Origin of the sequence: Pseudomonas putida (assembly GCF_001941965.1) — a bacterium.
GTDB classification, from domain to species: Bacteria; Pseudomonadota; Gammaproteobacteria; order Pseudomonadales; family Pseudomonadaceae; genus Aquipseudomonas; species Aquipseudomonas putida_L.
Genome location: NZ_MKZO01000028.1, coordinates 26,489 through 52,755, shown reverse-complemented (window position 1 = coordinate 52,755; position 26,267 = coordinate 26,489). Strand labels below are relative to the sequence as shown.

Sequence of the window (26,267 nt, the reverse complement as noted above, 5' to 3'; positions counted from 1 at the left end):
AGGCTGCATTCCCCCTCCCGGACCCACCTTTACCAGTTATAACTGAGCGAACCCACCACGCTGCGCTCATCACCGTAGCGACATGAGTTGGCGCAATACAGGTAGCGCTCGTTGGCCAGGTTCTGGGCGCGGGCACTCACCTGCCATTGCTCATTCACCCGGTAAGTGACCCGTGCATCGAACAGGGTATAAGCCGGGATCTTCCGATCACTCACGCTCGGGACGGTATGCGTGGTGCCGTTGTAGCGAGCGCCGGTGCCGACGCTGATATCCGGCAGCCCGAATACGCTCAGGCGATAGTCCAGCCACAAGGCAGCGCTGTGGTAAGGCGTGCCTTCGATACGCGAGCCTTCGAGCGTTTTGTCGTTATCGGCAATGATGTGCGCATCGGTGTAGGCATAGGTGGCGTTCAGCGCCAGATCGGGCGTCAGTTGCGCCTTGGCTTCCAGTTCGAAACCGGTACTGCGCTCCTTGCCGGTCTGCTCGTCGAAATCGGAACCGGCGATCGAGGTCAGCACATTGCGCTGGGTCAGTTGGTACAGCGCAGCGCTGACCAGCAGCTCGCGCCCGTCGGGCTGGTAGCGCACACCAATTTCGTATTGCTCGCCTTCGGTGGGCTCGAAGGATTCGCCGTTGCTGTCGGTGCCCGCAGACGGCAGGAACGACTGGCTATAGCTGACATAGGGCGCCCAGCCGTTCTCGGCGAGGTACACCAGGCCCACCCGGCCGGTGGTCTTGCGGTCGGTGACGGTGCTGCGCGAACCGTCGCGGTAGTTGCGGGTGTTGTTTTCGGCCCAGTCCTGGCGCATGCCCAGGACCACCACCCAGCGCTCGTCGAACTTGGCCTGGTCTTGCAGGTAGAGGCCCATCTGCGTGCTGTGCAGGTCCGAACCGCTGTCCACCGCGGTATTCACCCGCGGCAGGTTGCCGTAGACCGGGTTGGCCAGGTCCAGGGTCGGCGCGGCGCCGCTGTGGCGGTGGCTGTCGTAGGTCTTGCGGTAGTAATCGACGCCACCGAGCAGGGTGTGCTGCCAGTTGCCATGGTCAAGCTGCAGGGTCAGGTTGCTGTCGCTGGTCCAGCCGCTGGAAATGTCTTCGCGCACGTTGTAGCTGCGGGTCAGGTTGTTCAGCCTGGCCCCGGTGACCCGGCTGCTGTTCAGGGTGATGTAGTCATAGTCGGTGCGCGACTCGAAATAGCGGGTGGCATGACGCACTTGCAGGCTATCGCCCACGCGGCTTTCCAGCAGGTAGCCGAAGGTCTCCAGGGTGCCGTCGTAATGGTCGAAGCCCGGCTCGCCGGGGAACAGGTCATACGGCACCTTGTAGCCCGGCGTGTTGCTGAAGGTGGTCAGGTCGTAGCGGATCGGCGGCGTCAGCGTCGTTTGGGTCCGCTGATGGCTGGCCAGCAGCGTCAGCCGGGTGTCGTCGTCCATTTGCCAGGTCAGGGCGGGGGCAATGTACTGTTTGTCGTCATCGATCTCGTCGAACTGGGTACCGCTGTCGCGCACCAGCGCGGTCAGCCGGTAGCTGAAGCGCCCCTGCTCATCCAGTGCACCACTGTGGTCGGTGGAGAGCTGCCGACGCTGGTGGTTGCCGTATTCAAGATTGAGTTCGTGCAGCGGCGCCAGGGTCGGCCGCTTGCTGACGGTGTTGACCAGGCCTCCCGGCGCCAGCTGCCCATAGAGCACCGACGACGCGCCCTTGAGCACCTCGACACGCTCCAGGCCATAGGGCTCCTGGCCGCCTTCGAACTGGGTGCTCTGCATCTTCATGCCATCGCGCAGCACGCTTCCGGTACGCGGGCCGATATCGAAGCCGCGCAGCCGATAGTCATCGGCCACCCGGCTGTAGCCGTTGGGTTGCGTCACCAGGCCGGCGGTGTAGCCGAGCACGTCGGCCAGGCTGTCGTGCTGGCGCGAGACCATCTCCTCGCGGGTAATGACCGAGATCGACTGGGGTATCTCCCTCAGCGGAGTGTCGGTCTTGCTCATCGTCGCGCTGCGCTGGGCGACCTTGCTGTAGGCCGGCCCCCAGGCATCCTGCTCGACCGCCATCCCGGACACGTCGATGGCGGAGAGATGCAGGACATCGTCCATCCGAGGCCCGATGCTCAGGGCGCCGCTGGGTGTGACGTTCAGTTGCAGCGACGTGCCGCGCAGCGCCTCGTGCAGGGCCTGCTCGGTGCTGAACCGGCCACGCAGTGCAGGTACGGTAAGGCCGCGGGCCAGCGCTGCGTCATAGGAAATGCTGCGCCCGCTCTGCCGGGCGATGGCGGTCAGGGTGGCATCCAGCGCGCCGGCTGGCAGGTCGAAGCCGTGAACCTGCTGTCGGGCATCGGCTTCGCTCGCCGTCACGGCAGGCAGGTGCAGTGCGCTCAAGGTCAGGACGAAGGCCAGCGGTTGCAGTCTGAAACGGTGTATCCGGTACATGGGCAGCGGTCCCGATAGGTAGTCGATGCCACCTATGTGACGCGAGGGGCCGGGTTATTAAGGGGCGGATGAAAAAATAGTCAGCGCAGGCTCACCTGCGTCCACCAGGCGAATCGCTGTTCGACCCGCACGGGCAAGGTTTCCTGCAGCGTGCGCAGTACCTGCGCGCTGTCGTCCAGCGGGAACACTCCGGAAACCCGCACCCCGGCAGCGTCGGGGCTGATGCGCAGCACGCCCGGCCGATAGGGGCGCAAGGCATCGATCACCGCGCCCAAAGGCTGGTCGTGCACTTCCAGATAACCGTCGTCCCAGCGGCCCTCGCCGGCACGGCCAGGATCCAGCGCACGAATGGCGTTGGCGGACAGTTCCGCGCCCTCACCCGCGCCCAGGTCCAGGCGATCACCATTGGGAGCCTGCAAGCGCACCCGCGACTCCTGCACCCAGACATCGGCTGAGCGCTCATGCAGGCTGACGGTAAAGCGCGTCCCCAAGGCACGCACCTGGCCAAACTCAGTGACGACCATCAGCGGCCGCTGCGGGTCGGCGGCCACCTGAATGTTCAGCGCGCCCTCACGCAGGAAGAGCGTGCGCGACTGTTCGGCGAAGGCAAGGTCCACCCGGCTCCGGGCGTTGAGCACGACCCGGCTGCCGTCCTCCAGGGTGAACGCCTTGCGCTCGGCCAGGCCGGTGGACAGATCGCTCCCGGCAAACGGCAGCAGGCCCAGGCGCTGCAACCACCAGCCACCCACACCGACGCCGGCCAGCGCCAATGCACCGCGCAACAGCCGACGACGGCTGCTCGACTCGCTGCTGAGCACCTGGCGGGCCAACGGCGGCACCTCGGCAAACGCCTGGCCGAGCCGTTGTTCAAGTCGCTGCCAGGCCAGCAGGTGATCCGGGCTGAGGCTCAACCAGTGCTGGAAGCGCTGGCGATCGGCGTCGGTCATGCTTCCCGAGCGGTGCAGCGCCAGCCATTCGATGGCTTCGGCTACCCCCGGCGGCAGTTGGCTTTGCGGCATCGTCACTCCAGCGCCAGATAGCACAGAGTCAGGGCCTTCGCCACGTACTGATGTACGCGAGGCGCCGAGATCCCCAGGCGTGCGCCGATTTCGGCGTAGGTGAGGTTTTCCAGCTGGCTGTAGAGAAAGGCACTGCGTCCCAGCGGCGACAGGCCGTCGAGCATGCGGTCGATGCTGCCCAGGGTTTCCAGGGCCTGCACCTGTTCCTGCGCCGACGGCTCGTAGCCCGGCGCTTGCTGGGCCAGTGCTTCCAGGTAAGCGCGCTCCAGATCCCTGCGCCGCCAGCTGGCGAACACCAGTCGCTTGGCGATGGTGGTCAGCAGGGCACGGGGTTCGTGTATGGACTGCGGATCCGGCAGTTTCACCACCTGGACGAAGGTTTCGGAGGCCATGTCGGCAGCGTCATGGCAGCAGCCCAGACGCGCGCGCAGGCGCTGGAACAGCCAGTCATGGTGATCCCCGAACATCTGCTGCAAAACACGGTTGCGAATGGCAAGACGCTGGGGATCGGAAAGAGCGGAAGTCATGGGCTTGTTTGCTAATGGTAACTATTAGCAAATGATGCCTTGAGCCTGGCGTTCCCGCAACTGCCGCCCCGTGCTGACGATCAGAAGTAGTACCTGACCGAAGCCCCCAGGGTAGTCGAAGGCTGAGGCACAATCACCAGACCACTGTTCGTGCCATAGGCCACTTCCGTCCCGTAACGGTGCGGCTGGAACGTGCCATACACGCTGAACTGATACGCCTGGTAGTCGTAGCTTGCCCGCAGGTCATACCGGGTATAGGGCGGCATTTCATGTTTTTCGGTGCCGATATAGTACGGAATGCCATCCAGGTGGTAGACGTCGGCGTTGAGGGTCAGCTGGCCATCCATGAAATCGTTCCGGTACTGCACGCCCGCCTTGTAGGTGTGCTCGGGCACCACCAGTTGGGCACCTGTTCCGGGCGGCGGATTGTTGATGACGGCATCGATGATCCGCCCATAGCTCATGTAGGTGCTGACGGTGGACGTCAGCTGATAATTGAAGCTCGTTTCCGCTCCCCGACGTGTGGTATCGCCGACCTGCTCATACACACCAGGCGAGGTCTGGACCGTCTCGCTGTCGTTCTCGATGTAGTAGAACTCGGTGGTATTGGAAAAGCGTTCCGTAGGCCTCAGCGTGAAGCCGATATCATAGGACTTGACCTTGCTGGGCCGTACGCTGCTGTTGACCTGGCCACCCGTCTGGCTCGGTGGCAGCGCGCTGCCGCTACCGGAGCTGATGTATTCGGCTGCCGGCGAACGGAACCCCTGCGCCAGGTTGCTGAACAGTTCAAGCTGCTCGATCGGTGTCCAGACCAGTCCGAATTTCGGGGTGGTGACTGCATCGTGATAGCCGGTATCGGCGTTGTGGAATTTCAGGTTTTCGATGTCGTAATCGAAGCGGTCGTAGCGGACGCCAGCCAACAGCTTCAGCGATTCGATCGGCTTGTACTGACCCTGGGCGAACACCCCGTAAGTGATCAGATCCATGTCGAAGTCGTAGTAGAAATTCGGTGTCGGCTCGAAATTCCGATACTGCTGCCGGTAGGCATCGCCTTTGTCACGGCGTACGTCAGCCCCGACCATCAGGGACGCGGTGTCCTGATACACGAAGTTGTAGGCCAACCGACCGCCATAGATGTCACGGTCATCTTCGCCATAGTTGTGGGTGACCGTGCCATTGGAGATGGCGCGCACGCGCCTGAAGTTTTCGTAGTAGGCGGTGTAGTACAGGCCCGCTTCGTCATAGGCCGGCGCACGGTTGAACACGATCGTATTACGGTTGGCGTTGCCGAAGCCGTAGAGATTGTCGGTGTCCCGGCGGCTGATAGTCCCCGCCCGCAGCGCCGGCAGATTCAGATAGCCGTCGTTCCTGAAGTCCGACTCGTAATGGCTGAAGCGGGCCGAATATTTGGCATCATCAAAGACCTTGGACAACTTCCAGAAATAGTTGTCGCGGTTGGTCTCGGCAGCCTTGCGGTAGCCGTTGGTCTTGTACACATCAGCGACGAACAGCGACTCGAAACCCTCATGTTCGCCCGCGAGCACCAGGTTGGCGCGACGACCGTCATAGCTCGCAATGTCCAGGCCGATACTCGAGGCCACATCGCCGCCATCAAGGGTTTCGATGTTCACCGCGCCGGCCCGGTTCTGATCACCGAACAGTGCTGAAACAGGGCCCTTGATCACGTCGACGCGCTTGATCATCTGCGGCGTGAGCCACTCCAGGAAGACCGGGCCATGGCCCGCACCGCCCTGGCTCGAGGGGATATTCTGCGGGACGCCGTCCACGTACACCGCGACGTCGACGCCATGGGTGCCATTGGTTGCGAACCCGCGCATGCGGAAACCATTCCCGGTGTCGCCCTGGTCGATATTGTTCGCCACGACGCCAGGCACGCGGCGATAGATGTTGGAGATGTCGCGATCCACATTCAGTGTGCGAATGTCTTCATCGGTGATGGTGGATACCGCAGCGGGCAGGCTTGCGGGCTTGTTGCTGACCTCACCACGCAGCAACGGCTCGATGCGACTGCTACCTCTCCCCTCACCGACCACCTCGATGGCTCCCAGCTCCGTCGCCGCCCTGGCCTCTTCTTCCGCAGCCAGGGCCATGTCGAATCCCCCCAGCCCCGCAGTCAGTGCCGCTCCCGTAAAAATCCAAACCCTGCTGCGTTGTGCCGAATCCTGCATGAGACAATCCCGATTGTTATGTTATAACCTAATATCAGATCACCATACAGGATCGAATCGTCATAAGCCATGGACCCTGGCTTTTCGCGCCAGTCCAGGCGATGCGATTCCCATGACTCACGGGCGGCGCGCTGCAGTTGGTGATTGCCCCGCCACAACCAAAGGACTACTTATGAAATTGGCAGCAACCCTGGCAGCCGCGATCAGCGCGTTGATGATTCAGTCGGCAAGTGCCCATGGCATCTGGACCGAGCAGCGCTACGGTCATCTGGAGGTCGTCTATGGGCATGGAGCAGAGGATGGGGCTTACGCGCCCGAGAAGATCAAAGGCGCATGGGCCTATGATGAACATGGCGGACAGGTGCCGGTGACTGTCGAGCGGCTGGGTGATCACGCTCGATTGACGCCCGTCGCGGCACCTGCGGTGGTCGCGGTGGCACTCGACAATGGTGTGTGGAGCACCGACAAGTCAGGCAAGTGGGTGAACGCACCGATGGCCGAGGTACCAGGGGCCGTGAATGCCATTCACAGCTACAAGTACAGCCTGGCCATCCTGAAGCCTCACGCCCACCTGCCCGAGCGCCTGAAGATTGCCATGGTCATACGCCCCCTGCAGGATCCGACCGAGGTGGGCGTTGGCAAGATGCTGCCGGTGGAGGTGCTCATCGATGGCAAGCCAGCGGCCAATATCCCGCTGTTCGATGACTATCGGGGCCTCCCCGATGCGCAGAGCGTCAAGACTGATGCGCAGGGGCGCGCGAGCATCGCTGTTCGTAATGCCGGACTGAACATCATCGCGGCGCAGGCCAAGGTGCCCGTGACGGGTGGCGGGGTATCGGAGAGGAGTCTGTTTACCTCGTTGAGTTTTGTTGGTGAAGGGCACCAGCACTGATTGAGGTGGTCTGACTCAAAATTGCACCGATCGAGTGAGACCACCGTCTACCAGCAGGTTCGTACCCGTTGTGAAGCTGGCAGCGGGACTGGCCAGAAACACGACTGCCTTGGCAACCTCTTGTGGCGCAGCCATGCGCCCCAGTGGATTTTCGGCCAGGCATTTGGCGAAGGTTTCCGGTTGTTCACGCTCGATGTCGCCCCACACACCCTCCGCGAAGTAAACGTTACCGGGGGATACGGAATTTACCCGGATGCCTTCGCTGGCGTGCCGTGCGGACAGGGTTTTGCTGTAGTGCAGCAAGGCAGCTTTCAAGATGCCGTAGGGCTCCGCGAACCTGTCGACCTCGCGGCCTGAGACGCTGGAAATCAGCACGACCGAGGCTGCGTCTGACTGGCGCAGGGCCGGCAGTGAGGCTTTTACCATCGCAGCGCTGCCTAGCAGGTCAGTCTCGAAAGCACGACGCCAAGTGTCGAGATCCTCACCGCCGGCCAACGCGCTCACGTTCGGTACCACGATGTCCAGCCCGCCCATCTGCTCCGCAGCGGAGCTGACCCAGGCTGCCACTCCCTCGGGCTGGGTAATATCCACGACCGCACCGAATGCACGGCTACCGAATTCAGCAGCAGCGCGTTCAACGCCTGCAGCGCCACGCGCACAGAATGCAACCTGCGCGCCTTCCTGAAGAAAGAGCTCGACGATCGCTCGTCCGATGCCTCGCGAGGCACCGCTGACCAGTACACGTTTGTCCTTCAAACCCAGATCCATTGTCTATCTCCTTGAACAGTCATTGCCGCGGCGGGGCATCGTGCTCGCCGCCGCGTGTATTACTTGCGCAGCTTGTACGCAATAACTTCATCGCTGGTCCCGGTTTCCATGAACGCATGGCCCGAGGCCGAGACGAGCACGTACTGTTCGCCGTTGACCTCGTAGGAGATCGGATTGGCCTGCGCGCCTACATTGAGCACGTCTTCCCACAGCACCTTGCCGCTGGCTGTATCGATCGCACGGAACAAATTGTCGGTGGCTGCGCCGACGAAGGTCAGTCCACCTGCGGTCACCACCGTGCCGCCGTTGTTAGGCAAGCCGATACTGAGGGGCAGGTGCGAAGGAATACCGAACGGACCGTTACGGCGCGCAGTGCCGAGCGGCTCATCCCATACAGTCTTTCCGGTGTCCAGGCTGACCGCGCGAATACCTCCATATGGCGGTGCCGAGCACGGCACGCCGGTACCCCAGTTCCGCCACCCGGCGTTCACGCTGATGGCGTAAGGTGCATTGACCTGCGGATAGACGGAGGCACCGCCTTCACCTTTGCCTGACTTGCTACCAGCCTTGCTCAGCGCGGTTTCATCTACCTTCGGCGCATAGATGGGCTTCAGGCCCATCTTTTCAGCCTGCTCCCTCGGGATCAGCTGATTGAGGTTGGGGATGTCGTTGTAGTTCGCGATGAGCAAACGACGCACGGGGTCAATCGCGACTGAGCCCCAATCCGAACCGCCGTTGTAGCCGGGATACTGGATCCATGGACGGTCAACCGAAGGCGGTGTCAGGTATCCCTCGTAGTTCGCCTGACGAAACTGGATCCGGCACATCAGCTGATCCAGTGGCGAGAAACCCCACATGTCAGCTTCGGTCTTTGGTGCCTTGCGCAGGGTGTGCCACTCGGAGGTCGGCTGGGTGTCGGCCAGGAACCCAGGCTCGACAGATCCACCCTTCGGCGCCTTGACTTCACCGATAGGGATCAATGGTTCGCCCGTGGCGCGGTCCAGGATGTAGATATCGCCCTGCTTGGTCGGCAGCAGCACTGCGGGTACCGGCTTGCCATCCTTGCCCGGGAAATCGAGCATGGTCGGCTGGCTGCCCAGATCGTAGTCCCAGACATCACGGCGGATGGTCTGGAAATGCCAGACATCCCTGCCGGTCTTCACATCGACCGCTACCAGTGAAGTCGAATACTTGTTCTCGGCCTCGCTGCGGTTGGAGCCGTAGTAGTCGATCGAGGAGTTGCTGATCGGTAGGTACACATAGCCGAGCTGCTCGTCACCCACTGCCGCTGTCCACATGTTAGGGGTACCACGGGTGTAAGTACTGCCTTCGGCAGGGCCGTGCACGTTGTCCGGGTTACCCAAATCCCAGGCCCAAGCCATTTTGCCCGTGACCGCGTCGTAGCCGCGAATCACGCCAGAAGGGGCATCTTCGTCCTGGCCGTCGCGGATCTGCGCGCCGGTCACTACTACGCCATTGACGATTGCGGGTGGCGCCGTGACGGCGTACCAGCCAGGTACTTTTTTTCCCAAGCCTTCCCAGAGGTCAACCGAGCCGTTTTGACCGAAGTCCGCGCACGGTTCGCCGGTGTGCAGGTCAACTGCAATCAACCGGGCGTCCAACGTGGCTTCCACCACTCGGCTGCGGCACTGAGCGGTTTCAGGCAGCTGTGCAGCGGTATGGACGGCAACCCCGCGACAGGCGGCTGCATGGGGTATGGCCTGGTCCGGTACACCCGGATCGTATCGCCAGTTTTCTTTGCCGGTGGCGGCATCGATCGAGATCAGAATGTTCTTGGCCGAGCACATCAACAGATCGTTGCCGACCTTGACCGGCGTGGTTTCCGGAGAATACCGACTGCCCGGGTTTGGCAGGTCCCGTGTGTGATAGACGAATGCGCGCTCCAGGCGCCCGACATTCTCCGGGGTGATCTGCTTGAGCGGGCTGAAGCGCTGAGCATTGTTGTCGCCGCCGTAGAATGGCCAGTCGATACCCACTTGAGGCAGGTCCTGGGCCTGAGCGGACTGCACCTGCAGGGCGCAAGAAATGGCAAGGGCAAGAGCGCCCTCGCGTTTGACGGAAGTAAACATGACTAACCTCGTTACGCAGTAGCGCGGCGCAGCGCCGGCGACAGAATCAGTATCAACAACAGGATCACGGTCATGGCGACCAGCCTTGGCACCAGGCCCCACCAGTCAAGTCCGACCTCCCACAGGGCCCAGATCACTGTCAGCCCCCAAATCACTGCGAACAGGTACAAGGCACTGCGTTGCTGCCGCCACAGCAAGGCGGTGGTCAGCAGGCAACCAGCACCTGCCAGGCCGTAGTACCAGCTTCCACCTAGGGCCATCAGCCATACCCCGCCTCCGAAGAGGGCTATGCCAAACAGGCCAAGTGTTGAAGCCAGCACCAGAGTTGCCAGCCGCCATTTCCCGCTCGGGCCGGACCGAATCTGATCATTGTTGCGAGACACATCACCACTTTGATTCATGACGCTACAGCTTCCTTAATCACAAGTAACTCAAGCCACTGCCTGGTTGACAGGAGCGGCACTCCCGATCGGGCGGCGAGTACAGAACATCGAGAGAATTGCACCGACGACCAACAAGGCGCCGACAACCATGAAGGCCAAAGCAAAGCTGCCAGAGCCGGCAACTACATAACCGGTCACGATGGGCGCCAAAAGGCCGAACAGGTTGCCGACAGCGGTGATAAAGCCTGCGGCTGTACCTACGTCGTCTTCGGAGCGCACCAGGTCGTTAACCAGCGAGAGGTTCAGCGAAATCGCCGAGGCGCATGTAGCCAGGGAGAGGGTGATCACGAAGAGAATTGCCCAGGTGCTGTCGATCGCCGGTACGAGGAAGATCACCGAGGACGCCAGCAGCACGCTGGCAACGACCATGCGGCGCTGGCCGGTTTCTGCTGCCCCGGGGCGCATTGCCTTGTCGCTCAGGCGACCGATGACGATGGCGAGAACAGCCGCGCCCAGATACGGGATGGCGGTATAGAAACCGCTCGACATCACGGTCAGGCCTTTCTCGGCCTGCAGGTAGCTTGGCAGCCAGGTAAGGAAAAAGTAGGTGGCATAGACCGCGCAGCCATGCGACAGCGCAATCGCCCACATGCTGCTGGAACGGGCCAGACCCTTGAGGCCGAGGGAAACAGGCTGCGCCGCACCGTTGCTGGAGCTGATATGACCCTGCGCGATCTCTGCACGCTCGGCATCGTCTAGCCAGGGTGCCTTCGAGGGGTGGCTATACCACTTCAACCAGGCTGCCAACCAGATAAAGCCGAGAGCACCGGCCACGACAAACGCGATACGCCAGCCGAACGCGCTGATCAGCCAGCCAAAACCAATTGCACCGATGGCAGGACCGACGAGACTCCCGCTGTGGAAGACGGCGGTGGCCATTCCGCGCTCTTTGAGCGGCATCCACTCACGGATGACCCGTGCACCGGCCGGGTAAGTGGTGGCTTCGCCCATGCCCATGATGAGCCTGCAACTGAGCAACGAGATGAAACCGGTCGACAAGGCTGTGCAGGCGGTAGCCACCGACCAGACACCGATCCCGTAACCGTTGACCTTTTTCGGGCCGAAGCGGCCCACCAGGTAGCCCATTGGAATGAGGGCCAGGAAGTAGAGCCAGACGAACGATGAGAATAGGTAGCCCATCGCGACCGGTGAGATATCGAACTCTTCCTTGAGCACTTTGGACGCTACCGAGAGCGATACCCGGTCGACGTAGTTGATCAATGTCAGTGTGAAGAGAAACGCGTAGATCCAGACACGCTTTTTCTTCAGGAGACTGATGTCATTTTGCATCGCCATCACCTTGTAGTTATTGGGACGATCCAGGGACTAGAGATTGGACTGCCGGCGCGACGGCGTGCCTGCGTAACCCGGGCAGCGGGCTTTCAACGCAGGCAGCCGTTGCATCACTCAGAAAGTTTGCTTAACCCAGCCACTGCTGAATGTTCGTAACCATGACCGCTTTGGAAATGCCATAGCGGTCGTGGAGCGTCGGAAGTGCGCCTGCATCCAGGAACTGGTCCGGTAGCGCCACGTGACGTATTTCGGGCTGAACGCGGGCTCGCAGTAGTGCCATGGCGATCGCTTCACCCAAGCCGCCAATCTGGGTGTGGTTCTCAGCGATGATCACCAGTCGGCCTTCGCGTCGGCACTGCTCGACGATGGTCTGAACATCGAGCGGCTTGATCGTCGGTACATGAAGCACGGCCGTATCGATCGTGCTCTTGACCAGCTCATCAGCCACCTCCAGGGCACGCATGGTCATGAGGCCGGAGGCAATGATCAGAACGTCCTTGCCATCACGCAGCAGCCTGGCTTTGCCCAGCTCGAACTTGTAGCCGTACTCATCCAGGATCAGCGGTACCCGTCCGCGCGGCAGGCGCATGTAAACCGGGCCGTTGTGCTCCGCGATCGCCGCCACACACTGCTCGGTCTCCAGTGCATCGCACGGATCGATGACCATCATCTGGGGGATCGCTCGCATCATTGCGAGGTCTTCGGTGGCCTGGTGACTTGGGCCGTAGCCCGTAGTCAGGCCTGGCAGCGCCGCGCAGATCTTCACGTTGAGGTTTTCCTCAGCGATAACCTGGTGGATGAAGTCATAGGCGCGCCGCGTGGCGAATACCGCATAAGTCGTGGCGAACGGCACGAACCCTTCCTTCGCCATGCCACCGGCCGCCGCCATGAGCAATTGTTCAGCCATGCCCATTTGCAGGAACCGCTCCGGGTAGCGCTCAGCGAAAATATGCAGATCGGTGTACTTGGCCAAGTCAGCAGTCATGCCGACAATGCGTGGGTTCTTCTGGCCGGCCTTCACCAGGGCGTGGCCAAACGGTGCCGACGTGGTGCGCTGCCCCTCACTCGCAATGGACGCCATCATGGACGAGGTGGTGAGCTTCGGTTTTACTGGAGAAGCGGCCGTCATTGTTGGCTCCTTGGCGCGTGAATCTCATCGAGGTCTGCAAGTGCTTGCTGCCATTCCTGCGGCTCGACCCGGATAAAGTGATTCTTGTCACGGAGTTCAAGGAATGGGACACCCTTGCCCATCAGCGTGTCGAAGAGGATCACCCTCGGTTTGTCACCAGGTGCCGCTCGCGCAGCGTCGAAAGCCTCGATCACTGCTTGCAGATCGTTGCCGTCGACACGCTGTACGTGCCAACCAAACGCTGACCATTTATCGACCAGAGGCTCGAACTGCAGGATGTCGTGGGAGGGGCCATCGGCCTGCTGGCGGTTTATGTCCACAAGGTTGATGAGATTGCCCAGCTTGTGGTGCGCGGCCGACATGGCCGCTTCCCACACTGCCCCTTCGTCCAACTCGCCATCGGACATCGAGTTGTAGACGAACGCCGGGTTGCCCTTCATGCGCAAACCCAGTGCTTGGCCCACGGCGATCGCCAGTCCTTGGCCAAGCGAGCCGCCTGAAATTTCCATGCCTGGGGTGTAGGTCGCCATGCCGGACATGGGCAGGCGACTGTCATCTGAGCCGTAGGTTTCCAGCTCCTCTTCCGGCAGGACACCTGCCTCCAAAAGTGCGGCGTACAGCGCGATAGCGTAGTGTCCATGGGACAGCAGAAAACGATCACGACCTTCCCACTCGGGCTGATCGGGACGAAGGTTCATTGCGTGGCAGTAGGCAACAGCCAGTACATCGGCCCAGCCCAGTGCCTGGCCGACGTAGCCTTGGCCCTGAACTTCACCCATGCGTAATGCGAAGCGCCGTATACGCCAGGCATGCATCGACATTCGGGCGATCTGTTCATCGCGACTCTCGGTCATATTGTTCTCCATTGGTGACCAGTGCTTCGGAGCCAACTGATGCAACGGATTCATCAGAAAGCCCCAAATTTGAGTGACCTTATGATGTTCATGTAAAAATACGGCGCCGACAAAAGGTTTAAATTCGCCAACCAATGAATTGGATTCATCAATGAAGGTATTGAAACGGCTGCCTCTGCCAGCGCTCAGGGTTTTCGAAGCGGCAGGCCGCACCTGCTCGTTCGTGGAGGCAGCGAAAGAGCTCGATCTGTCGCCCAGCGCAGTGAGTCATGCCATTCGCAAACTGGAGGCAGCCGCCCAAGTCTCGTTGTTCGTTCGCAACACACGGCACACGGCGCTAACGACAGAAGGCGCGATGCTGCTGGATCACGTACAACGCGGCTTCGAAGAGATGAGTCGCGGCCTGGCCATCGCCACCCATGAGCAAGCGCCACCTTTACGGCTGCACACCGCACCGAGCTTTGCCAGCCAGTGGTTGGTCCCGCGTCTGGCGGGTTTCTTGAAGGACCATCCCGGTATCGACCTGCGAATTTCCGCCAGTACGGACTACGCGCAGTTCGACAATGACGACTTCGACCTTGATGTCGTCTACGGCGAGCCCAGGTCGTCGTCGCACGAAAAAACGCCCCTGCGTATCGAGGAGCTGACGCCATTGTGCAGTCCGGAAGTCGCCCAGCGGTTGCGATCACCGCAGGATCTGTACTCACATTTGCTGATCCAGAGCGATGGGCAGTCGGTGCAATGGAAAGGCTGGTTTGCGGCCAACGGGATGGAGCCGCCGCAATCCTACGGCCTGGCGTTCGATCGAAGCTCCATGGGGATCTCCGCAGCTGCCGGCGGTTTGGGAGTGGTACTCGAATCGGATCTGCTGGCTGAGCAAGAATTGGCCAGCGGTCGTCTGGTCAGGCCGCTTCGTGATAGCAGCCACAGCGTGCGCTATGTGGGCCATTACCTCGTACATCCACGTCGGCCCACACAGCCTCATGCAGTCACTCAATTCAAGCAGTGGCTGTTCAAGGAACTGGCTGTGCGATGACTGCTTGGTAACGGCACCGCCATGTTTCTGAAAGAGGTATATCAAGCTCCTGGGTTGGGCCAGGAAGCAGATGCTGTGTCACGCGAGCCAAGGTTCTCGACTTTCGATATTTTTTAACACACAACGAAAAAAGGCCCCGAAGGGCCTTTTTTCTTTCACTCCAGAACAACCAAAAATCACTCTGAAGCGCCATATTTGGAGCGGGAAACGAGACTCGAACTCGCGACCCCGACCTTGGCAAGGTCGTGCTCTACCAACTGAGCTATTCCCGCGTCGTCTTGATGGTGGGCATTCTATAGAAATGAAATATTTCGTCAACCCCTTGATTCAAAAAACCTTTTATTTTGTTTCCGAGCCTTCGCGCAGGTGCGGCCAGGCGGCGCGCAGGTAGTGCACCATCGACCACAGGGTCAGGCCCGCCGCGATCAGCAGCAAGGCGTAGCCCAGCACCACCCAGGCCGTCAGCGCCGGCGGGTTGGCGAGGAGGATGACCAGCGCCAGCATCTGCGCCGCGGTCTTCCATTTGCCCAGGTTCGATACCGCGACATGCGCCCTCGCCCCCATCTCGGCCATCCATTCACGCAGCGCCGAAACCACGATCTCGCGGCCGATGATCACCGCCGCCGGCAAGGTCAGCCACAGGTTGGCGTGGACCTGCACCAGCAGGACCAGGGCCACCGCGACCATCAACTTGTCCGCCACCGGGTCGAGGAAGGCACCGAACGGCGTGCTCTGCTGCAGGCGCCGGGCCAGGTAGCCGTCGAGCCAGTCGGTGGCGGCGGCAATGGCGAACACGCTGCTGGCTGCTACGTAGCTCCAGTGATACGGGAGGTAGAACAGCAGAATGAAGATCGGGATGAGCAGGACACGAAGGACTGTAAGCAGATTCGGGATATTCATCAGGACAACTGGCTGCGAGGTGAGCGAAGGATTCTACTCGCTATGCAGGCTGTCATAAATCGACTCGGCGAGCTTTTTGCTGATTCCCGGTGCCTTGGCGATTTCTTCGGCACTGGCACGGGACAATTCCTGCAAGCCGCCGAAATGTTTCAGCAGGTCGCGGCGACGTTTCGGCCCGACTCCGGCGACATCTTCCAGGGTCGAGGTACGCCGCGCCTTGCCACGCCGGGCGCGGTGGCCGGTGATGGCGAAACGGTGGGCCTCGTCGCGGATCTGCTGGATCAGGTGCAGCGCCGGGGAGTCGCCACGCAGGGTGAATTCGTGGTGCACGTCGTTGAGGTACAGGGTTTCGAAGCCGGCCTTGCGGGTCACGCCCTTGGCTACGCCGAGCAGGGTCAGGTCAGGGACCTGCAGGGCCTCCATCACTTCCCGGGCCATGTTCAACTGGCCTTTGCCGCCGTCCACCAGGAGCACGTCGGGCAGCTTGCCCTCGCCGTCCTTGATCCGTCCGTAGCGCCGGGTCAGGGCCTGTTGCATGGCAGCATAGTCGTCGCCAGCGGTGACGCCTTCGATATTGAAGCGGCGATAGTCGGATTTGATCGGGCCTTCCGGGCCGAACACCACGCAGGAGGCCACGGTGGCTTCGCCGCTGGAGTGACTGATGTCGTAGCATTCCAGGCGCTGCGGGACTTCCGGCAGGCCAAGCACTTCGGCCAGGGCCTCGAAGCGCGCCGCCATATGCTGGCGGTTGGCGAGGCGGGCCATCAGCGCCTGCTCGGCATTGGTCACCGCCAGTTGCTGCCAGCGGGCACGGGTGCCGCGGACCCGGTGGCTGATGGTCAGCTCGCGGCCGCGCAGGGTTTCCACGGCGCTGCACAGGGCCTCGAAGTCCTCGTGCACGACGTTGACGATCAGCTCCGCCGGCAGTTCCCGTTCGGAGTTGCCCAGATAGTACTGGGAGAGGAAGGCCGACATGACCTCGGCCACCTCCTCCTCGATGCCCACTTGGGGGAAGAAGTTCTTGCTGCCCAGCACCCGCCCGCCGCGCACGCTGATCAGGTGCACGCAGGCGCCGCCCGGGTTGACGAAGGCCGCGACCACGTCGACGTCGCCGCTGCCGCCTTCCATGCTCTGCTGGTCCTGGACCCGGCGCAGCAGGGCGATCTGGTCACGCAGCTCGGCGGCCTTCTCGAACTCCAGGGACATGGCGGCTTTCTCCATGTCGGCATTCAGTTCGTTGGTCAGCTGATGGCTGCGGCCTTCGAGGAACATCACCGAGTGGCGCACATCCACGCCGTATTCCTGAGGCTCGACCAGGCCGACGCACGGCGCCTTGCAGCGCTTGATCTGGTACTGCAGGCACGGCCGGGTGCGGTTGGCGTAGTAGCTGTCCTCGCACTGGCGGACGTGGAAGGTCTTCTGCAACAGGCTCAGGCTTTCGCGGATCGCCCCGGCGCTGGGGTACGGCCCGAAATACTTGCCCTTCTGCTTCTTGGCCCCACGATGAATACCCAGCCGCGGGAATTCGCCGTCGGACAGGAATACGTAGGGGTAGGATTTATCGTCGCGCAGCAGGATGTTGTAGGGCGGGCGCCATTCCTTGATCAGGGTCTGCTCGAGCAGCAGCGCCTCGGTCTCGCTGGAGACGATGGTGGTCTCGACACTGGCGATATGCCCGACCAATGCGGCGGTCTTGGGCGCCAGGCCGGTCTTGCGGAAGTAGCTGGCCAGGCGCTTCTTGAGGTTCTTGGCCTTGCCTACATAAAGAAGGCGACCGCCCGCATCGAACATCCGGTAGACACCCGGACGGCCGCTGCAGGTTGCCAGAAAAGCACTTGGATCAAACGCGGGGGTCATGTTCAGAGGTTGGCATCAACCATACCGTGGCGGACGGCCAGCAAAGTGAGTTCCACATCGCTGGTGACCGAGAGTTTTTCGAAGATGCGGTAACGGTACGTGTTCACGGTTTTCGGCGACAAGCACAGTTTGTCGGAAATGATCTGCACCTTCTGGCAACCGACGATCATCAGGGCGATCTGGATTTCCCGCTCCGACAGGCTGTCGAACGGCGAAGCGTTCTTCGGCTCGAAGGATTTCAGCGCCAGTTGCTGGGCGATCTGCGGGCTGATGTAGCGCTGCCCGGCGAACACCAGGCGGACCGCCTGGACCATTTCCTCGAGCCCGGCGCCCTTGGTCAGGTAACCGGCGGCGCCCGCCTGAAGCAGGCGCGTGGGAAACGGATCGTCCTCGCAGACGGTGACCGCGACCACCTTGATGTCGGGATGACTGCGCAACAGCTTGCGGGTGGCTTCGAGACCGCCGATTCCAGGCATTTTCACGTCCATCAGGACGACGTCCGGCTTCAGTTCGCGGGTCTTCTTCAGCGCTTCTTCGCCCGAATCAGCCTCGCCCACCACCTGCAGACCGTCGATGTCGGCCAGCATGCGGGTTATACCGGTACGTACCAGATCGTGATCGTCGACCACCAGAACCCTAATCAAGCAGACACCTCGCCTTACGGTCTGAATTGGATCCGGCCACCTTATCAAAAAATTGCAGGGTGGACCTAACAGAATGCGTCACAAATATGACGTCAGATTTCATTTTTTCGACATTTCTGGTGCGCTTTGTCCGATCAGGCCACTGCCACTTTACCTACAGGCGAAACGGCATTACCCGCCAGGCTCTCCAGAAGATGTCTTACAGCCTGCTGATCCGCCACTTGCAGGCGCCGGTAGCAGTCGAGCAGGTGGTTCTCGCCGGGACGCAAATCGTCCAGGGTCGCCGGAGTCGGCACACCACTCAGGACGTACAAGGCATCCACGCCATTCGCCGCCACCGCCGCGAGGTAATCGGCACGCGGCGTACGCTCGCCACTCTCATATTTGCCCTGGGCGTTGGGTTCGACCCCGCCAATATCGCCAAATGCCCGTTGAGTCAGCCCAAGGCGCTCGCGTTCTTCCCTGAGACGTAGTCCAATACCCTTCATACGAATACATAATCCTTTGCAAAACACCCATTAACGGGTAGGAAACCCGGTACATCCACTGCACCGTCAACAATCTTGAACTATGCCTGCGCGGCGAAGTTCTGCACAAGCCGTCCTACGCCTTTCGAAGGGGGTCAGCGAACGTTTCGCTGCATGCGGATAAAGCATTCCTCCTCGCCCTCTTCGCGGAATCCTTCACGCAGATAAAGTTGACGGGCCGGATTGGTTTTGAATACGGTCAGGCGCATCCATGGCAGGCGACGCTGCCCCGCCCAGGTGTTCAGTTCGCGCAACACCCAGGTGCCGACGCCCTGCCCCTGAAACTCTTCGGATATATGCAATTCGCGGATATACAGCGCGCGCATGTCCTGGCTGAGGCTGCAGAAACCCACGCGTCGATCGTCGTCCATCACCCGCCATTGCTCGCGCCAGCCCCAGCCCTGATCGAAGGCCTCGTCCTGCCACAGCAGGTCGAAGTCGCAGTAGTAGCGGAGCATGCCCTTGCGGGTCAGATCGCGGGCGTAGGGCAGGTCGAGGTCGCTGGCCCTGAGTAATTGCAGACTCACGATGGGTCCTTCTGCTGGTCGGCGTAGCACACCGGTGAACTGCCCGGCCCCTGGCGTTCCAGTTCGTCTTCCAGCCACTCGGCGAGCACCTGGGCATTGTTGTGCTCGGTATCCTTCGCGGCGTAGACCAGGGTCAGGTCGCCCTGGCGGGCCAGGTCCAGCAGCGGCCACCAGTGTTCCGGACGGGCGGTCAGTTCCTCCCGGTAACGCTCGGCAAAGGCCCTGGCATCGACCTCTCCGGCGTGAAAGGCCTTGCGCAGTTCGTTGGACGGCGCCAGCTCCGGCAGCCATTGCACGACATCGAGCTGGTCCTTGCGCCGGTTGCGCGGCCACAGCCGGTCGACCAGCACACGCTGGCCATCCTCTTCAGCCGGGGCTTCATAGGCCCTTTTGCAGCGGATCATGACGCGCCCTCCTTGCCTGAACATCACTGAAATCAATGGAGCTTACACCCGGATTCGTTGACTGGCGTCAGCCCGATCACTGCCTATGCTAGTACGCTGCTCGGTACCAGGCAGGAGCCTGAAAATGTCACCCCCGGACCCGTACATGACTACCCAGACCAGCGCCGCCCCTTCCCCGGCCGCGCTTGCAACGCCCTCCTCCGGCTCGCGCGCGAGCCGTACCCCCACCGTGGTGTTCTGCAGCCTGTTGATCGGCGCCCTGCTCTACACCGCCTGGAGCCTGTTCCGCGATATCGATGCCAGCGGCACGGTCATCACCACCTGGACGCCCTTCCTGTTGCTCGGCCTGGCGCTGTTGATCGCCCTGGGCTTCGAGTTCGTCAATGGCTTCCACGACACCGCCAATGCGGTGGCCACGGTGATCTACACCAACTCCCTGCCGGCGCGCTTCGCCGTGGTCTGGTCGGGGGTGTGGAATTTCCTTGGTGTGCTGTTCTCCAGCGGCGCGGTGGCCTTCGGGATCATTGCCCTGCTGCCGGTGGAGCTGATCCTCCAGGTCGGTTCCTCGGCCGGTTTCGCCATGGTCTTCGCCCTGTTGCTGGCGGCGATCATCTGGAACCTCGGCACCTGGTGGCTGGGCCTGCCCGCCTCGTCGTCGCACACCCTGATCGGCTCGATCATCGGCGTCGGCGTGGCCAATGCATTGATGCACGGGCGCGACGGTACTTCGGGGGTCGACTGGGCCCAGGCCGGCAAGGTCGGCTATGCCCTGCTGTTCTCGCCGATCCTCGGTTTTGCCTGCGCCGCCGTGTTGCTGCTGGGCCTGCGCAAGCTGGTGAAGAGCCGCGAGCTGTATGAAGCGCCGAAGGGCGACCAGCCACCACCGCTGTGGATCCGCAGCCTGCTGATCGTCACCTGTACCGGAGTGTCCTTCGCCCACGGTTCCAACGACGGGCAGAAAGGCATGGGCCTGATCATGCTGATCCTGGTTGGCACCTTGCCCATGGCCTATGCGCTGAACCGGACCATGCCGGAGGAACAGTCGCAGCAGTTCGTGGTGGTTGCCCAGGACACCCGTCAGGCACTGACGAACTACGCCACGGTGCCGTTGCTGAACGCCCAGCCCCGTGACGTCCTGACCCAGTTCATCCGCGCCCCCGAAGCCAGCCCGCTGCTGATCCCGGCCCTCGCTGCACTGGCCGGGGATATCGGCCAGCAGGTCGACAGCTACGGCCTCGCCGGCATCCCCGCCGAAGCCGTGAGCAACGTGCGCAACGACATGTACCTGACCAGCGAAGCGATCCGCCTGATGGACAAGCACAAGCTGCTGGATATGGACGCCGCAACCCGGCAGACCGTGCAGCAGTTCAAAGCGCAGATCGACGACGCCACGCGCTTTATCCCGCTGTGGGTCAAGGTCGCCGTGGCCCTCGCCCTTGGCCTGGGCACCATGGTCGGCTGGAAGCGCATCGTGGTGACGGTCGGCGAGAAGATCGGCAAGACCCACCTGACCTACGCCCAGGGCGCCTCGGCCGAGCTGGTCGCCATGTGCACCATCGGCGCGGCGGACCATTTCGGCCTGCCGGTCTCGACCACCCACGTACTCTCGTCGGGGGTGGCCGGGACCATGGTCGCCAACGGTTCCGGGGTGCAGGGCCGGACCATCCGCAACCTGGCGATGGCCTGGATCCTCACCCTGCCGATGTCGATCCTGCTGTCTGGCGCGCTGTACTGGCTGCTGACGCGGTTTATCTGATCAGGCGCTGCTGCTGCGCAGCTCGCCGATCTTCTCCAGGCGGGCGCGGACGATATTGCGGCTGATGTTGAGCAGCCGCCCGGTCTGCAGCTGGTTGCCGTGGCAGAAGCGGTAGGCGGTGCGGAACACGGTCTCCTCGATATGCTCGTAGAGGTCGGGGATATTCTGCTCGAACAAGGCGGTCAGCGCCGCTTCCAGGTCCGGCGGGGCCGCCGGCAGGCGTTGCGGCAGCGCGTGCTCCTCATGCCTTACCCCCATCGGACGCATATCCACCAGGTGCAGGTCCCCCGGCTGCACGCGCTGCTGGCGGCAGACCAACAAGGCGTGATGGATGGCGTTCTCCAACTCGCGGATGTTGCCGGGCCAGCTATGGGACAGCAGCTTGCGCTCGCTTTCCGGGCTCAGGCTGGCACGGTTGTAGCCCAGGCGCTGGCAGTGTTCCTCAAGGAAGAATTCGGCCAGCGGCAGGATATCCCCCGGCCGCTCGCGCAGCGGTGGCAGGCGGATGGTCGCCACGTGCAGGCGGTAGAACAGGTCCTCGCGGAAATTCCCCGCCACCACCGCATCGGCCAGGTTGACGTTGGTCGCCGCCACCAGGCGCACATTGATCGGCACCGGCGTACGTGAGCCAAGGCGCACCACCTCGCGCTCCTGCAATACCCGCAGCAATTTCACCTGCATGTTCAGCGGCAGATCGCCGATCTCGTCGAGAAACAGCGTGCCGCCATTGGCCGCTTCGAACCAGCCGGCCTTGGCATTGGTCGCTCCGGTGAAGGCGCCCTTCTCGTGGCCGAACAGTTCGCTCTCCACCAGGGTCTCGGCGAAGGCGCCGCAGTTCACTGCCACGAACGGCTCGCGGCCGCGGCGGCTGAGTTGATGGATATGCCGCGCCACCAGCTCCTTGCCGGTCCCGGTCTCGCCGATGATCAGCGTATTGGCTTCGCTGGGCGCCAGGCGCTCGATACGGCTGAGCAGTTCCTGGGAGCGCGGGTCCTTGAACACCAGGACAGTGGCGCGGACGGACTTGGTCAGTTCGCGGGCGTTGGGATGGGTAATCAGCGACATAAAGGCATTCCTGGCATGGGTGGCGCGCCTTCATAGTGCACGAAACAAATTAGAACAAATAATTATTAATTTGCATTTGTATATTCCAAAAAGAAGCATGCGGTTTGATTGCTGCTCCAGCAGCAGCGGGCAAGCAACGGGGTGCCCGGAGATCAGCACAGCGGCCTCTGCAGACCTCGGCATGCTCGACTGAAAGCCACGCCCTGCAAGGGCTGCAGCGATATCCCGGATAACTGGCATGGCTTTCGCTCAAGGGCTTCCCGACCGTCGTTTCGTTCAAGGACCCTTCATGAAACTGCCCCACGCGCTTACCCTTGGCCTCAGCCTGCTGACCCTGTCCCTCACCGCCCTCGCCGCCGAGACCTACGCGCCGAAACCCGACCCGCTGCAAGGCGATGGCCGGGTCTCCGCGTTCTACACCTTCGACAAGGCGATCCCCGCCACCCCGGGGAAACTGCTGCGCAGCGAACCGCTGGAGCAGACCCTGAGCCTGCCCGGCGCCGCCTCGCAGTTGCGCATCCTCTACAGCTCCACCGACGGCATCGACGGCAAGACCCCGATCGCCGTGTCCGGGGCGCTGTTCATTCCGCACGGCAAGGCGCCGGAAGGTGGCTGGCCGGTGGTGACCTGGGGCCATGGCACCGTGGGCGTGGCGGATATCTGCGCGCCGTCCTGGTCGGGGCGTTCGTACCGTGACGTGCAGTACCTGGCACGCTGGCTGAACGAGGGCTATGCCATCGTCGCCACCGACTACCAGGGCCTCGGCGTGCCCGGCGGCCATCCCCTGCTGAACAACCGCATGGCCGCCTACGGCATTCTGGATGCGGCCAAGGCGGTGATCGCCGGCGTACCGGGCCTGGCCAACAAGGTGCTGGTGCTCGGCCAGTCCCAGGGCGGTGCCGGTGCCTTCGCCGCAGCCGCCTATGCGCCGACCTACGCGCCGGACCTTGGCCTCAAGGGCAGCGTCGGCACCGGGGTGATCTACACAGTCGGCAGCAAGAACGTCGGCGAGCAGGACCCGAACAAGGTCGATGCCGCCCTCGCCTACGGCTTCTACACCCTGCTCGCGGCGCAGCAGTACAACCCGAAGATCGATCCGCGTGACTACTACACCGAGAAAGCCCTGCCGCTGTTCGAACAGGCCCGCACCAGTTGCCTGGCGCAGTTGACCGCCGACGTGATCGGCACCGGCCTGACCCCGGCCAACACGCGCAAGGCCAATGACGGCGAGCAGCTCAAGGCCTGGCAGGCCCAGGTCAGCTACCCGACCCTGAAACTGGCGCAGCCGATCTTCATCGGCACCGGTGCCGAGGACAAGACACCCGCCGCCTCGACCCAGGTTGCGCTGATGCAGGACGCCTGCAAGGCCGGTTCGGTGGTCGAAGGCCATCTGTACAAGGGCCTCGGTCATAGCGAGACGGTCAATGCCTCGCTCAAGGACTCCCTGCCGTTCGCCCGCAAGGTGTTCAACGGCGAAACCGTCGCCCCCGTCTGCAACCCCAGCGTGCAATAAGGACAGCGCCCATGAGCATCGAATTCTTCACCCGCCTGCCCTTGCACGGCGAAACCCAGTTCCTTCCGGGCGACCCACGCAACCGTGGCGACTGGCACCCTGGCGGCGATAGCACCGGTGCCGTATCGGGCTTCCGCGTCGGCGATCACTTCACCTATATCGACTACCTCGGACAGATCGCCAGGGCGGCCGAGATCAATGGATTCGGCGGCGTGCTGATGGTCAATGCGCCCTATGGCGAAGAGCCGTGGACCGTGTGCTCGCTGCTGGCCCGGGAGACCCGCACGCTGAACTACGTGGCGGCCTTCCAGCCGTATCACTACACGCCGTGGGTCGCAGTGCAGCAGGCCGCCACCTACCAGCGTGCGACGGGCAACCGGCTGATCTGGAACATCATCAACGGTGGCTCGGATGCGGTGCAGCGCCAGGTCGGGGACTTCTTCGAGCATGACGAGCGCTACGAGCGCGCCACCGAGTTCATGGATGTGGTGCGTGGCTACTGGGGGTCGGAGAACTTCCATTACGACGGACGTTTCTTTAAGGCCGAGGGTGGTGGCTTGCGCGGGCCGCAGAAGAAGGCCGAACTGCCGCTGATCTGCACCGCCGGGTCATCGATTCCGGCACGGGAGTTCGCGGCCAGGCATGCGGACTTCTATCTGATGCGGGCGGAGCACCCGGACAAGATCCGCGAACTGATCGCCGATATCCGCGAGCGGGCATTGAAGTATGGGCGCAGCGATATCCGCTTCGGGCTGTCCATCGATGTAATCACTCGCGAGACCGAGGAACTGGCCCATGCCGAGGCCAAGCGTTTCTTCGATGAAGGTGTGGCGAAAAACACCATCAAGGCTGCTGCGGCCCATGCCGGACTGCGCACGGCGCGCAAGCTCAGCTATGAGGAGGAATACGGCGAGCGCGAGGAGAGCAAGCGTTTCGATGAGTTCTTCATCTACCCGAATGTCTGGGCCGGGTTTGGTTACATCGGGATTCCGCCGGGGCTGGCGCTGGTGGGCAGCTATGAGAACGTGGTGGCGCGGATTCGTGAGTACAACGAGTTGGGGATCGATGTGTTCTTCCTGGCGGGGTATCCGCATCTGGAAGAGGCTTATCGGTTGGGGGAGCATATCCTTCCGCATTTTCGCGGGGAGCGGGAGGCTTTGAAGCGGGTGGCTTTGCCTGGACTTAAAGTGGCGGGCTGATATCTCTTCATTGCTCTTTCGGGCCTCATCGCTGGCAAGCCAGCTCCCACAGGTTCAGTGGTGCTCTCAAGAGCAGCGGTGAGCCTGTGGGAGCAACTGGCTTGCCCAATTTCTGAGAGCTGGCGCGGACCCTGTGGGAGCTGGCTTGCCAGCGATAGGGCCCGAGAGAACACCCTAGCGCAACCCGCCCTGGCGCAACCGATACTCCCCCGGCGTCACCTGCGCATACCTCAGAAAGAACCGGCTGAAATACGCCGGATCCTTGAACCCCAGGCTATAGCAGATCTCGTTCGCCGAACTCCCGGTGAACAGCAGCAGCCGCTTGGCCTCCTGCATCACCCTTTCCAGCACCAGGCGCTTGGACGGCAAATCGGCGATGCGCCGGCAGACATCGTTCAAACGCGCCTCGGTCACCCCGATCCCCTCGGCATAGCGCGACAACGGCCAGTGCTCCAGGTAATGCGCTTCGATCAGCTCATTGAAGCGATGGAAGATCTGCAAGTCCTCATGCCGCGTGGTCCGCGCCGGCAGTGAGCGGGCACACAAACGCAACAGGCTGATCATCAGCAGCCGGGTCAGGCTGTGCAGCGCCGCTTCCCTGCCCGCCTCCGCTCCTTCCACTTCCCCGCGCAACAGTTCGAAGAGCATCTCCAGCCGCTGCGCCTCGACCAGCCCGCCCAGGGCCACGCATGCCGGTGCCACCTGCGCGCCCGGCGCCAGGCCAGGATCGGCTTCCAGCAACTGCCACACCAGTTGTTGCCTGACCGTCAGCACATGCCCGTCGGCATCCGCCTCGGTGACGAAGGAATGGGGAATGGTCGGCGGAGTCAGGAAAAACATCGGCCCGGACTCCACGTACTGCTGGTCATCCAGGTAGACCCGCACCGTCCCCGACTTGACGTAGTGCACCTGGAAAAACCGGTCATGCCGGTGCACCGGCATGTTGCGCCCGAAGAACCCGGCGAGGTTGCCGAGCTTGTCGTAGTGCACTTCCGAGTCGCTGTAGCGCTGGTCGTAGACCTGGCCGATGTTGATGTTGGGGATCGGCGTGCGATCACTCATGACTGCTTCTGCCTCGTACCACTTCTTGTTCTGCCCGCCAGCTTACCGCGCCGTCCGGCGATCGGCAGCTTGCATTTCGTTAACATCTTAATTATAACGTTAACACATTAACAATTACCCTCGTGGGGCACCCCGTGTCGTCCC

General features: G+C 62.2%; 23 protein-coding genes and 1 tRNA gene. 5 read left to right on the top strand and 19 right to left on the bottom strand.

The window, feature by feature from the left end; all coding sequences use genetic code 11:
- Positions 1 to 29 precede the first annotated feature (29 nt).
- The 4 genes from PSEMO_RS17275 to PSEMO_RS17260 all read right to left on the bottom strand — a co-directional run bounded on the left by PSEMO_RS17275 (position 30) and on the right by PSEMO_RS17260 (position 6,164).
- Positions 30 to 2,429, bottom strand: a complete 2,400-nt coding sequence (locus PSEMO_RS17275) for a TonB-dependent siderophore receptor (protein WP_075804212.1) — start codon at positions 2,427 to 2,429, stop codon at positions 30 to 32.
- A gap of 80 nt (positions 2,430 to 2,509) precedes the next feature.
- A complete protein-coding gene (locus tag PSEMO_RS17270) occupies positions 2,510 to 3,448 on the bottom strand; it encodes a FecR family protein (RefSeq protein WP_075804211.1) in 939 nt (312 codons plus the stop codon).
- Between the two features lie 2 nt (positions 3,449 to 3,450).
- Positions 3,451 to 3,975, bottom strand: coding sequence for a sigma-70 family RNA polymerase sigma factor (locus tag PSEMO_RS17265; RefSeq protein WP_075804210.1), 525 nt, complete (start codon positions 3,973 to 3,975; stop codon positions 3,451 to 3,453).
- An 80-nt stretch (positions 3,976 to 4,055) separates the two neighbouring features.
- Entirely contained in the window at positions 4,056 to 6,164 is a 2,109-nt protein-coding gene (locus PSEMO_RS17260) for a TonB-dependent receptor (protein WP_075804209.1), read from the bottom strand.
- A 172-nt stretch (positions 6,165 to 6,336) separates the two neighbouring features.
- On the opposite strand from PSEMO_RS17260, the gene PSEMO_RS17255 reads away from it, so the two are divergent.
- The gene (locus PSEMO_RS17255) at positions 6,337 to 7,056 is read left to right on the top strand and encodes a DUF4198 domain-containing protein (RefSeq protein ID WP_075804208.1); all 720 of its coding nucleotides are present in this window, start codon (positions 6,337 to 6,339) and stop codon (positions 7,054 to 7,056) included.
- Between the two features lie 15 nt (positions 7,057 to 7,071).
- On the opposite strand, the gene PSEMO_RS17250 is transcribed toward PSEMO_RS17255, so the two are convergent.
- The 6 genes from PSEMO_RS17250 to PSEMO_RS17225 all read right to left on the bottom strand — a co-directional run bounded on the left by PSEMO_RS17250 (position 7,072) and on the right by PSEMO_RS17225 (position 13,633).
- Positions 7,072 to 7,824, bottom strand: coding sequence for an SDR family NAD(P)-dependent oxidoreductase (locus tag PSEMO_RS17250; protein WP_075804207.1), 753 nt, complete (start codon positions 7,822 to 7,824; stop codon positions 7,072 to 7,074).
- Between the two features lie 59 nt (positions 7,825 to 7,883).
- A complete protein-coding gene (locus PSEMO_RS17245) occupies positions 7,884 to 9,914 on the bottom strand; it encodes a pyrroloquinoline quinone-dependent dehydrogenase (RefSeq protein WP_075804206.1) in 2,031 nt (676 codons plus the stop codon).
- Between the two features lie 11 nt (positions 9,915 to 9,925).
- Positions 9,926 to 10,315 carry a glucose dehydrogenase gene (locus tag PSEMO_RS17240; RefSeq protein WP_075804205.1) on the bottom strand — a complete coding sequence of 130 codons (390 nt, stop codon included), beginning with the start codon at positions 10,313 to 10,315 and terminating at the stop codon, positions 9,926 to 9,928.
- A gap of 30 nt (positions 10,316 to 10,345) precedes the next feature.
- Positions 10,346 to 11,647, bottom strand: a complete 1,302-nt coding sequence (locus PSEMO_RS17235) for an MFS transporter (RefSeq protein WP_075804204.1) — start codon at positions 11,645 to 11,647, stop codon at positions 10,346 to 10,348.
- A 130-nt stretch (positions 11,648 to 11,777) separates the two neighbouring features.
- On the bottom strand, positions 11,778 to 12,779 hold the full coding sequence (locus PSEMO_RS17230) for a transketolase family protein (protein ID WP_075804203.1): 1,002 nt from the start codon (positions 12,777 to 12,779) through the stop codon (positions 11,778 to 11,780).
- Positions 12,776 to 13,633 carry a transketolase gene (locus PSEMO_RS17225; protein ID WP_075804202.1) on the bottom strand — a complete coding sequence of 286 codons (858 nt, stop codon included), beginning with the start codon at positions 13,631 to 13,633 and terminating at the stop codon, positions 12,776 to 12,778. Before PSEMO_RS17225 ends, PSEMO_RS17230 begins: the two co-directional genes overlap by 4 nt.
- Positions 13,634 to 13,784: 151 nt before the next feature.
- Between PSEMO_RS17225 and PSEMO_RS17220 the strand changes: the two genes are divergently transcribed.
- Entirely contained in the window at positions 13,785 to 14,669 is an 885-nt protein-coding gene (locus PSEMO_RS17220; protein WP_075804201.1) for a LysR substrate-binding domain-containing protein, read from the top strand.
- Between the two features lie 196 nt (positions 14,670 to 14,865).
- Here PSEMO_RS17220 and PSEMO_RS17215 read toward each other — a convergent pair.
- The 7 genes from PSEMO_RS17215 to PSEMO_RS17185 all read right to left on the bottom strand — a co-directional run bounded on the left by PSEMO_RS17215 (position 14,866) and on the right by PSEMO_RS17185 (position 19,528).
- Positions 14,866 to 14,941: transfer RNA gene (locus tag PSEMO_RS17215), tRNA-Gly, on the bottom strand.
- Positions 14,942 to 15,008: 67 nt separating this feature from the next.
- Positions 15,009 to 15,569 (bottom strand): CDP-diacylglycerol--glycerol-3-phosphate 3-phosphatidyltransferase, encoded by a 561-nt coding sequence (gene pgsA, locus PSEMO_RS17210; RefSeq protein WP_075804200.1) that lies wholly within the window; start codon positions 15,567 to 15,569, stop codon positions 15,009 to 15,011.
- A 33-nt stretch (positions 15,570 to 15,602) separates the two neighbouring features.
- The gene (gene uvrC / locus PSEMO_RS17205) at positions 15,603 to 17,426 is read right to left on the bottom strand and encodes an excinuclease ABC subunit UvrC (RefSeq protein WP_075804199.1); all 1,824 of its coding nucleotides are present in this window, start codon (positions 17,424 to 17,426) and stop codon (positions 15,603 to 15,605) included.
- Positions 17,427 to 17,428: 2 nt separating this feature from the next.
- Positions 17,429 to 18,070, bottom strand: a complete 642-nt coding sequence (gene gacA / locus PSEMO_RS17200; RefSeq protein WP_075804198.1) for a response regulator transcription factor GacA — start codon at positions 18,068 to 18,070, stop codon at positions 17,429 to 17,431.
- Positions 18,071 to 18,204: 134 nt separating this feature from the next.
- The gene (locus tag PSEMO_RS17195) at positions 18,205 to 18,558 is read right to left on the bottom strand and encodes a helix-turn-helix domain-containing protein (RefSeq protein ID WP_075804197.1); all 354 of its coding nucleotides are present in this window, start codon (positions 18,556 to 18,558) and stop codon (positions 18,205 to 18,207) included.
- Between the two features lie 134 nt (positions 18,559 to 18,692).
- On the bottom strand, positions 18,693 to 19,124 hold the full coding sequence (locus tag PSEMO_RS17190; RefSeq protein WP_075804196.1) for a GNAT family N-acetyltransferase: 432 nt from the start codon (positions 19,122 to 19,124) through the stop codon (positions 18,693 to 18,695).
- Positions 19,121 to 19,528 carry a DUF488 domain-containing protein gene (locus PSEMO_RS17185; RefSeq protein ID WP_075804195.1) on the bottom strand — a complete coding sequence of 136 codons (408 nt, stop codon included), beginning with the start codon at positions 19,526 to 19,528 and terminating at the stop codon, positions 19,121 to 19,123. The genes PSEMO_RS17190 and PSEMO_RS17185 overlap by 4 nt, the downstream gene beginning before the upstream one ends.
- Positions 19,529 to 19,673: 145 nt before the next feature.
- On the opposite strand from PSEMO_RS17185, the gene PSEMO_RS17180 reads away from it, so the two are divergent.
- A complete protein-coding gene (locus PSEMO_RS17180) occupies positions 19,674 to 21,284 on the top strand; it encodes an inorganic phosphate transporter (protein ID WP_075804194.1) in 1,611 nt (536 codons plus the stop codon).
- Here PSEMO_RS17180 and PSEMO_RS17175 read toward each other — a convergent pair whose 3' ends face one another.
- Positions 21,285 to 22,349 (bottom strand): sigma-54 interaction domain-containing protein, encoded by a 1,065-nt coding sequence (locus tag PSEMO_RS17175; RefSeq protein WP_075804193.1) that lies wholly within the window; start codon positions 22,347 to 22,349, stop codon positions 21,285 to 21,287.
- 289 nt (positions 22,350 to 22,638) lie between these two features.
- Here PSEMO_RS17175 and PSEMO_RS17170 point away from each other — a divergent pair, with 289 nt between their 5' ends.
- Positions 22,639 to 23,862, top strand: coding sequence for a lipase family protein (locus PSEMO_RS17170; RefSeq protein ID WP_075804192.1), 1,224 nt, complete (start codon positions 22,639 to 22,641; stop codon positions 23,860 to 23,862).
- An 11-nt stretch (positions 23,863 to 23,873) separates the two neighbouring features.
- Positions 23,874 to 25,061 carry an LLM class flavin-dependent oxidoreductase gene (locus tag PSEMO_RS17165; RefSeq protein ID WP_075804191.1) on the top strand — a complete coding sequence of 396 codons (1,188 nt, stop codon included), beginning with the start codon at positions 23,874 to 23,876 and terminating at the stop codon, positions 25,059 to 25,061.
- Positions 25,062 to 25,235: 174 nt separating this feature from the next.
- Here the strand turns inward: PSEMO_RS17165 and hpaA are convergent, their stop codons facing one another.
- Positions 25,236 to 26,123, bottom strand: a complete 888-nt coding sequence (gene hpaA, locus PSEMO_RS17160; protein ID WP_075804190.1) for a 4-hydroxyphenylacetate catabolism regulatory protein HpaA — start codon at positions 26,121 to 26,123, stop codon at positions 25,236 to 25,238.
- Between the last annotated feature and the right edge of the window lie 144 nt (positions 26,124 to 26,267).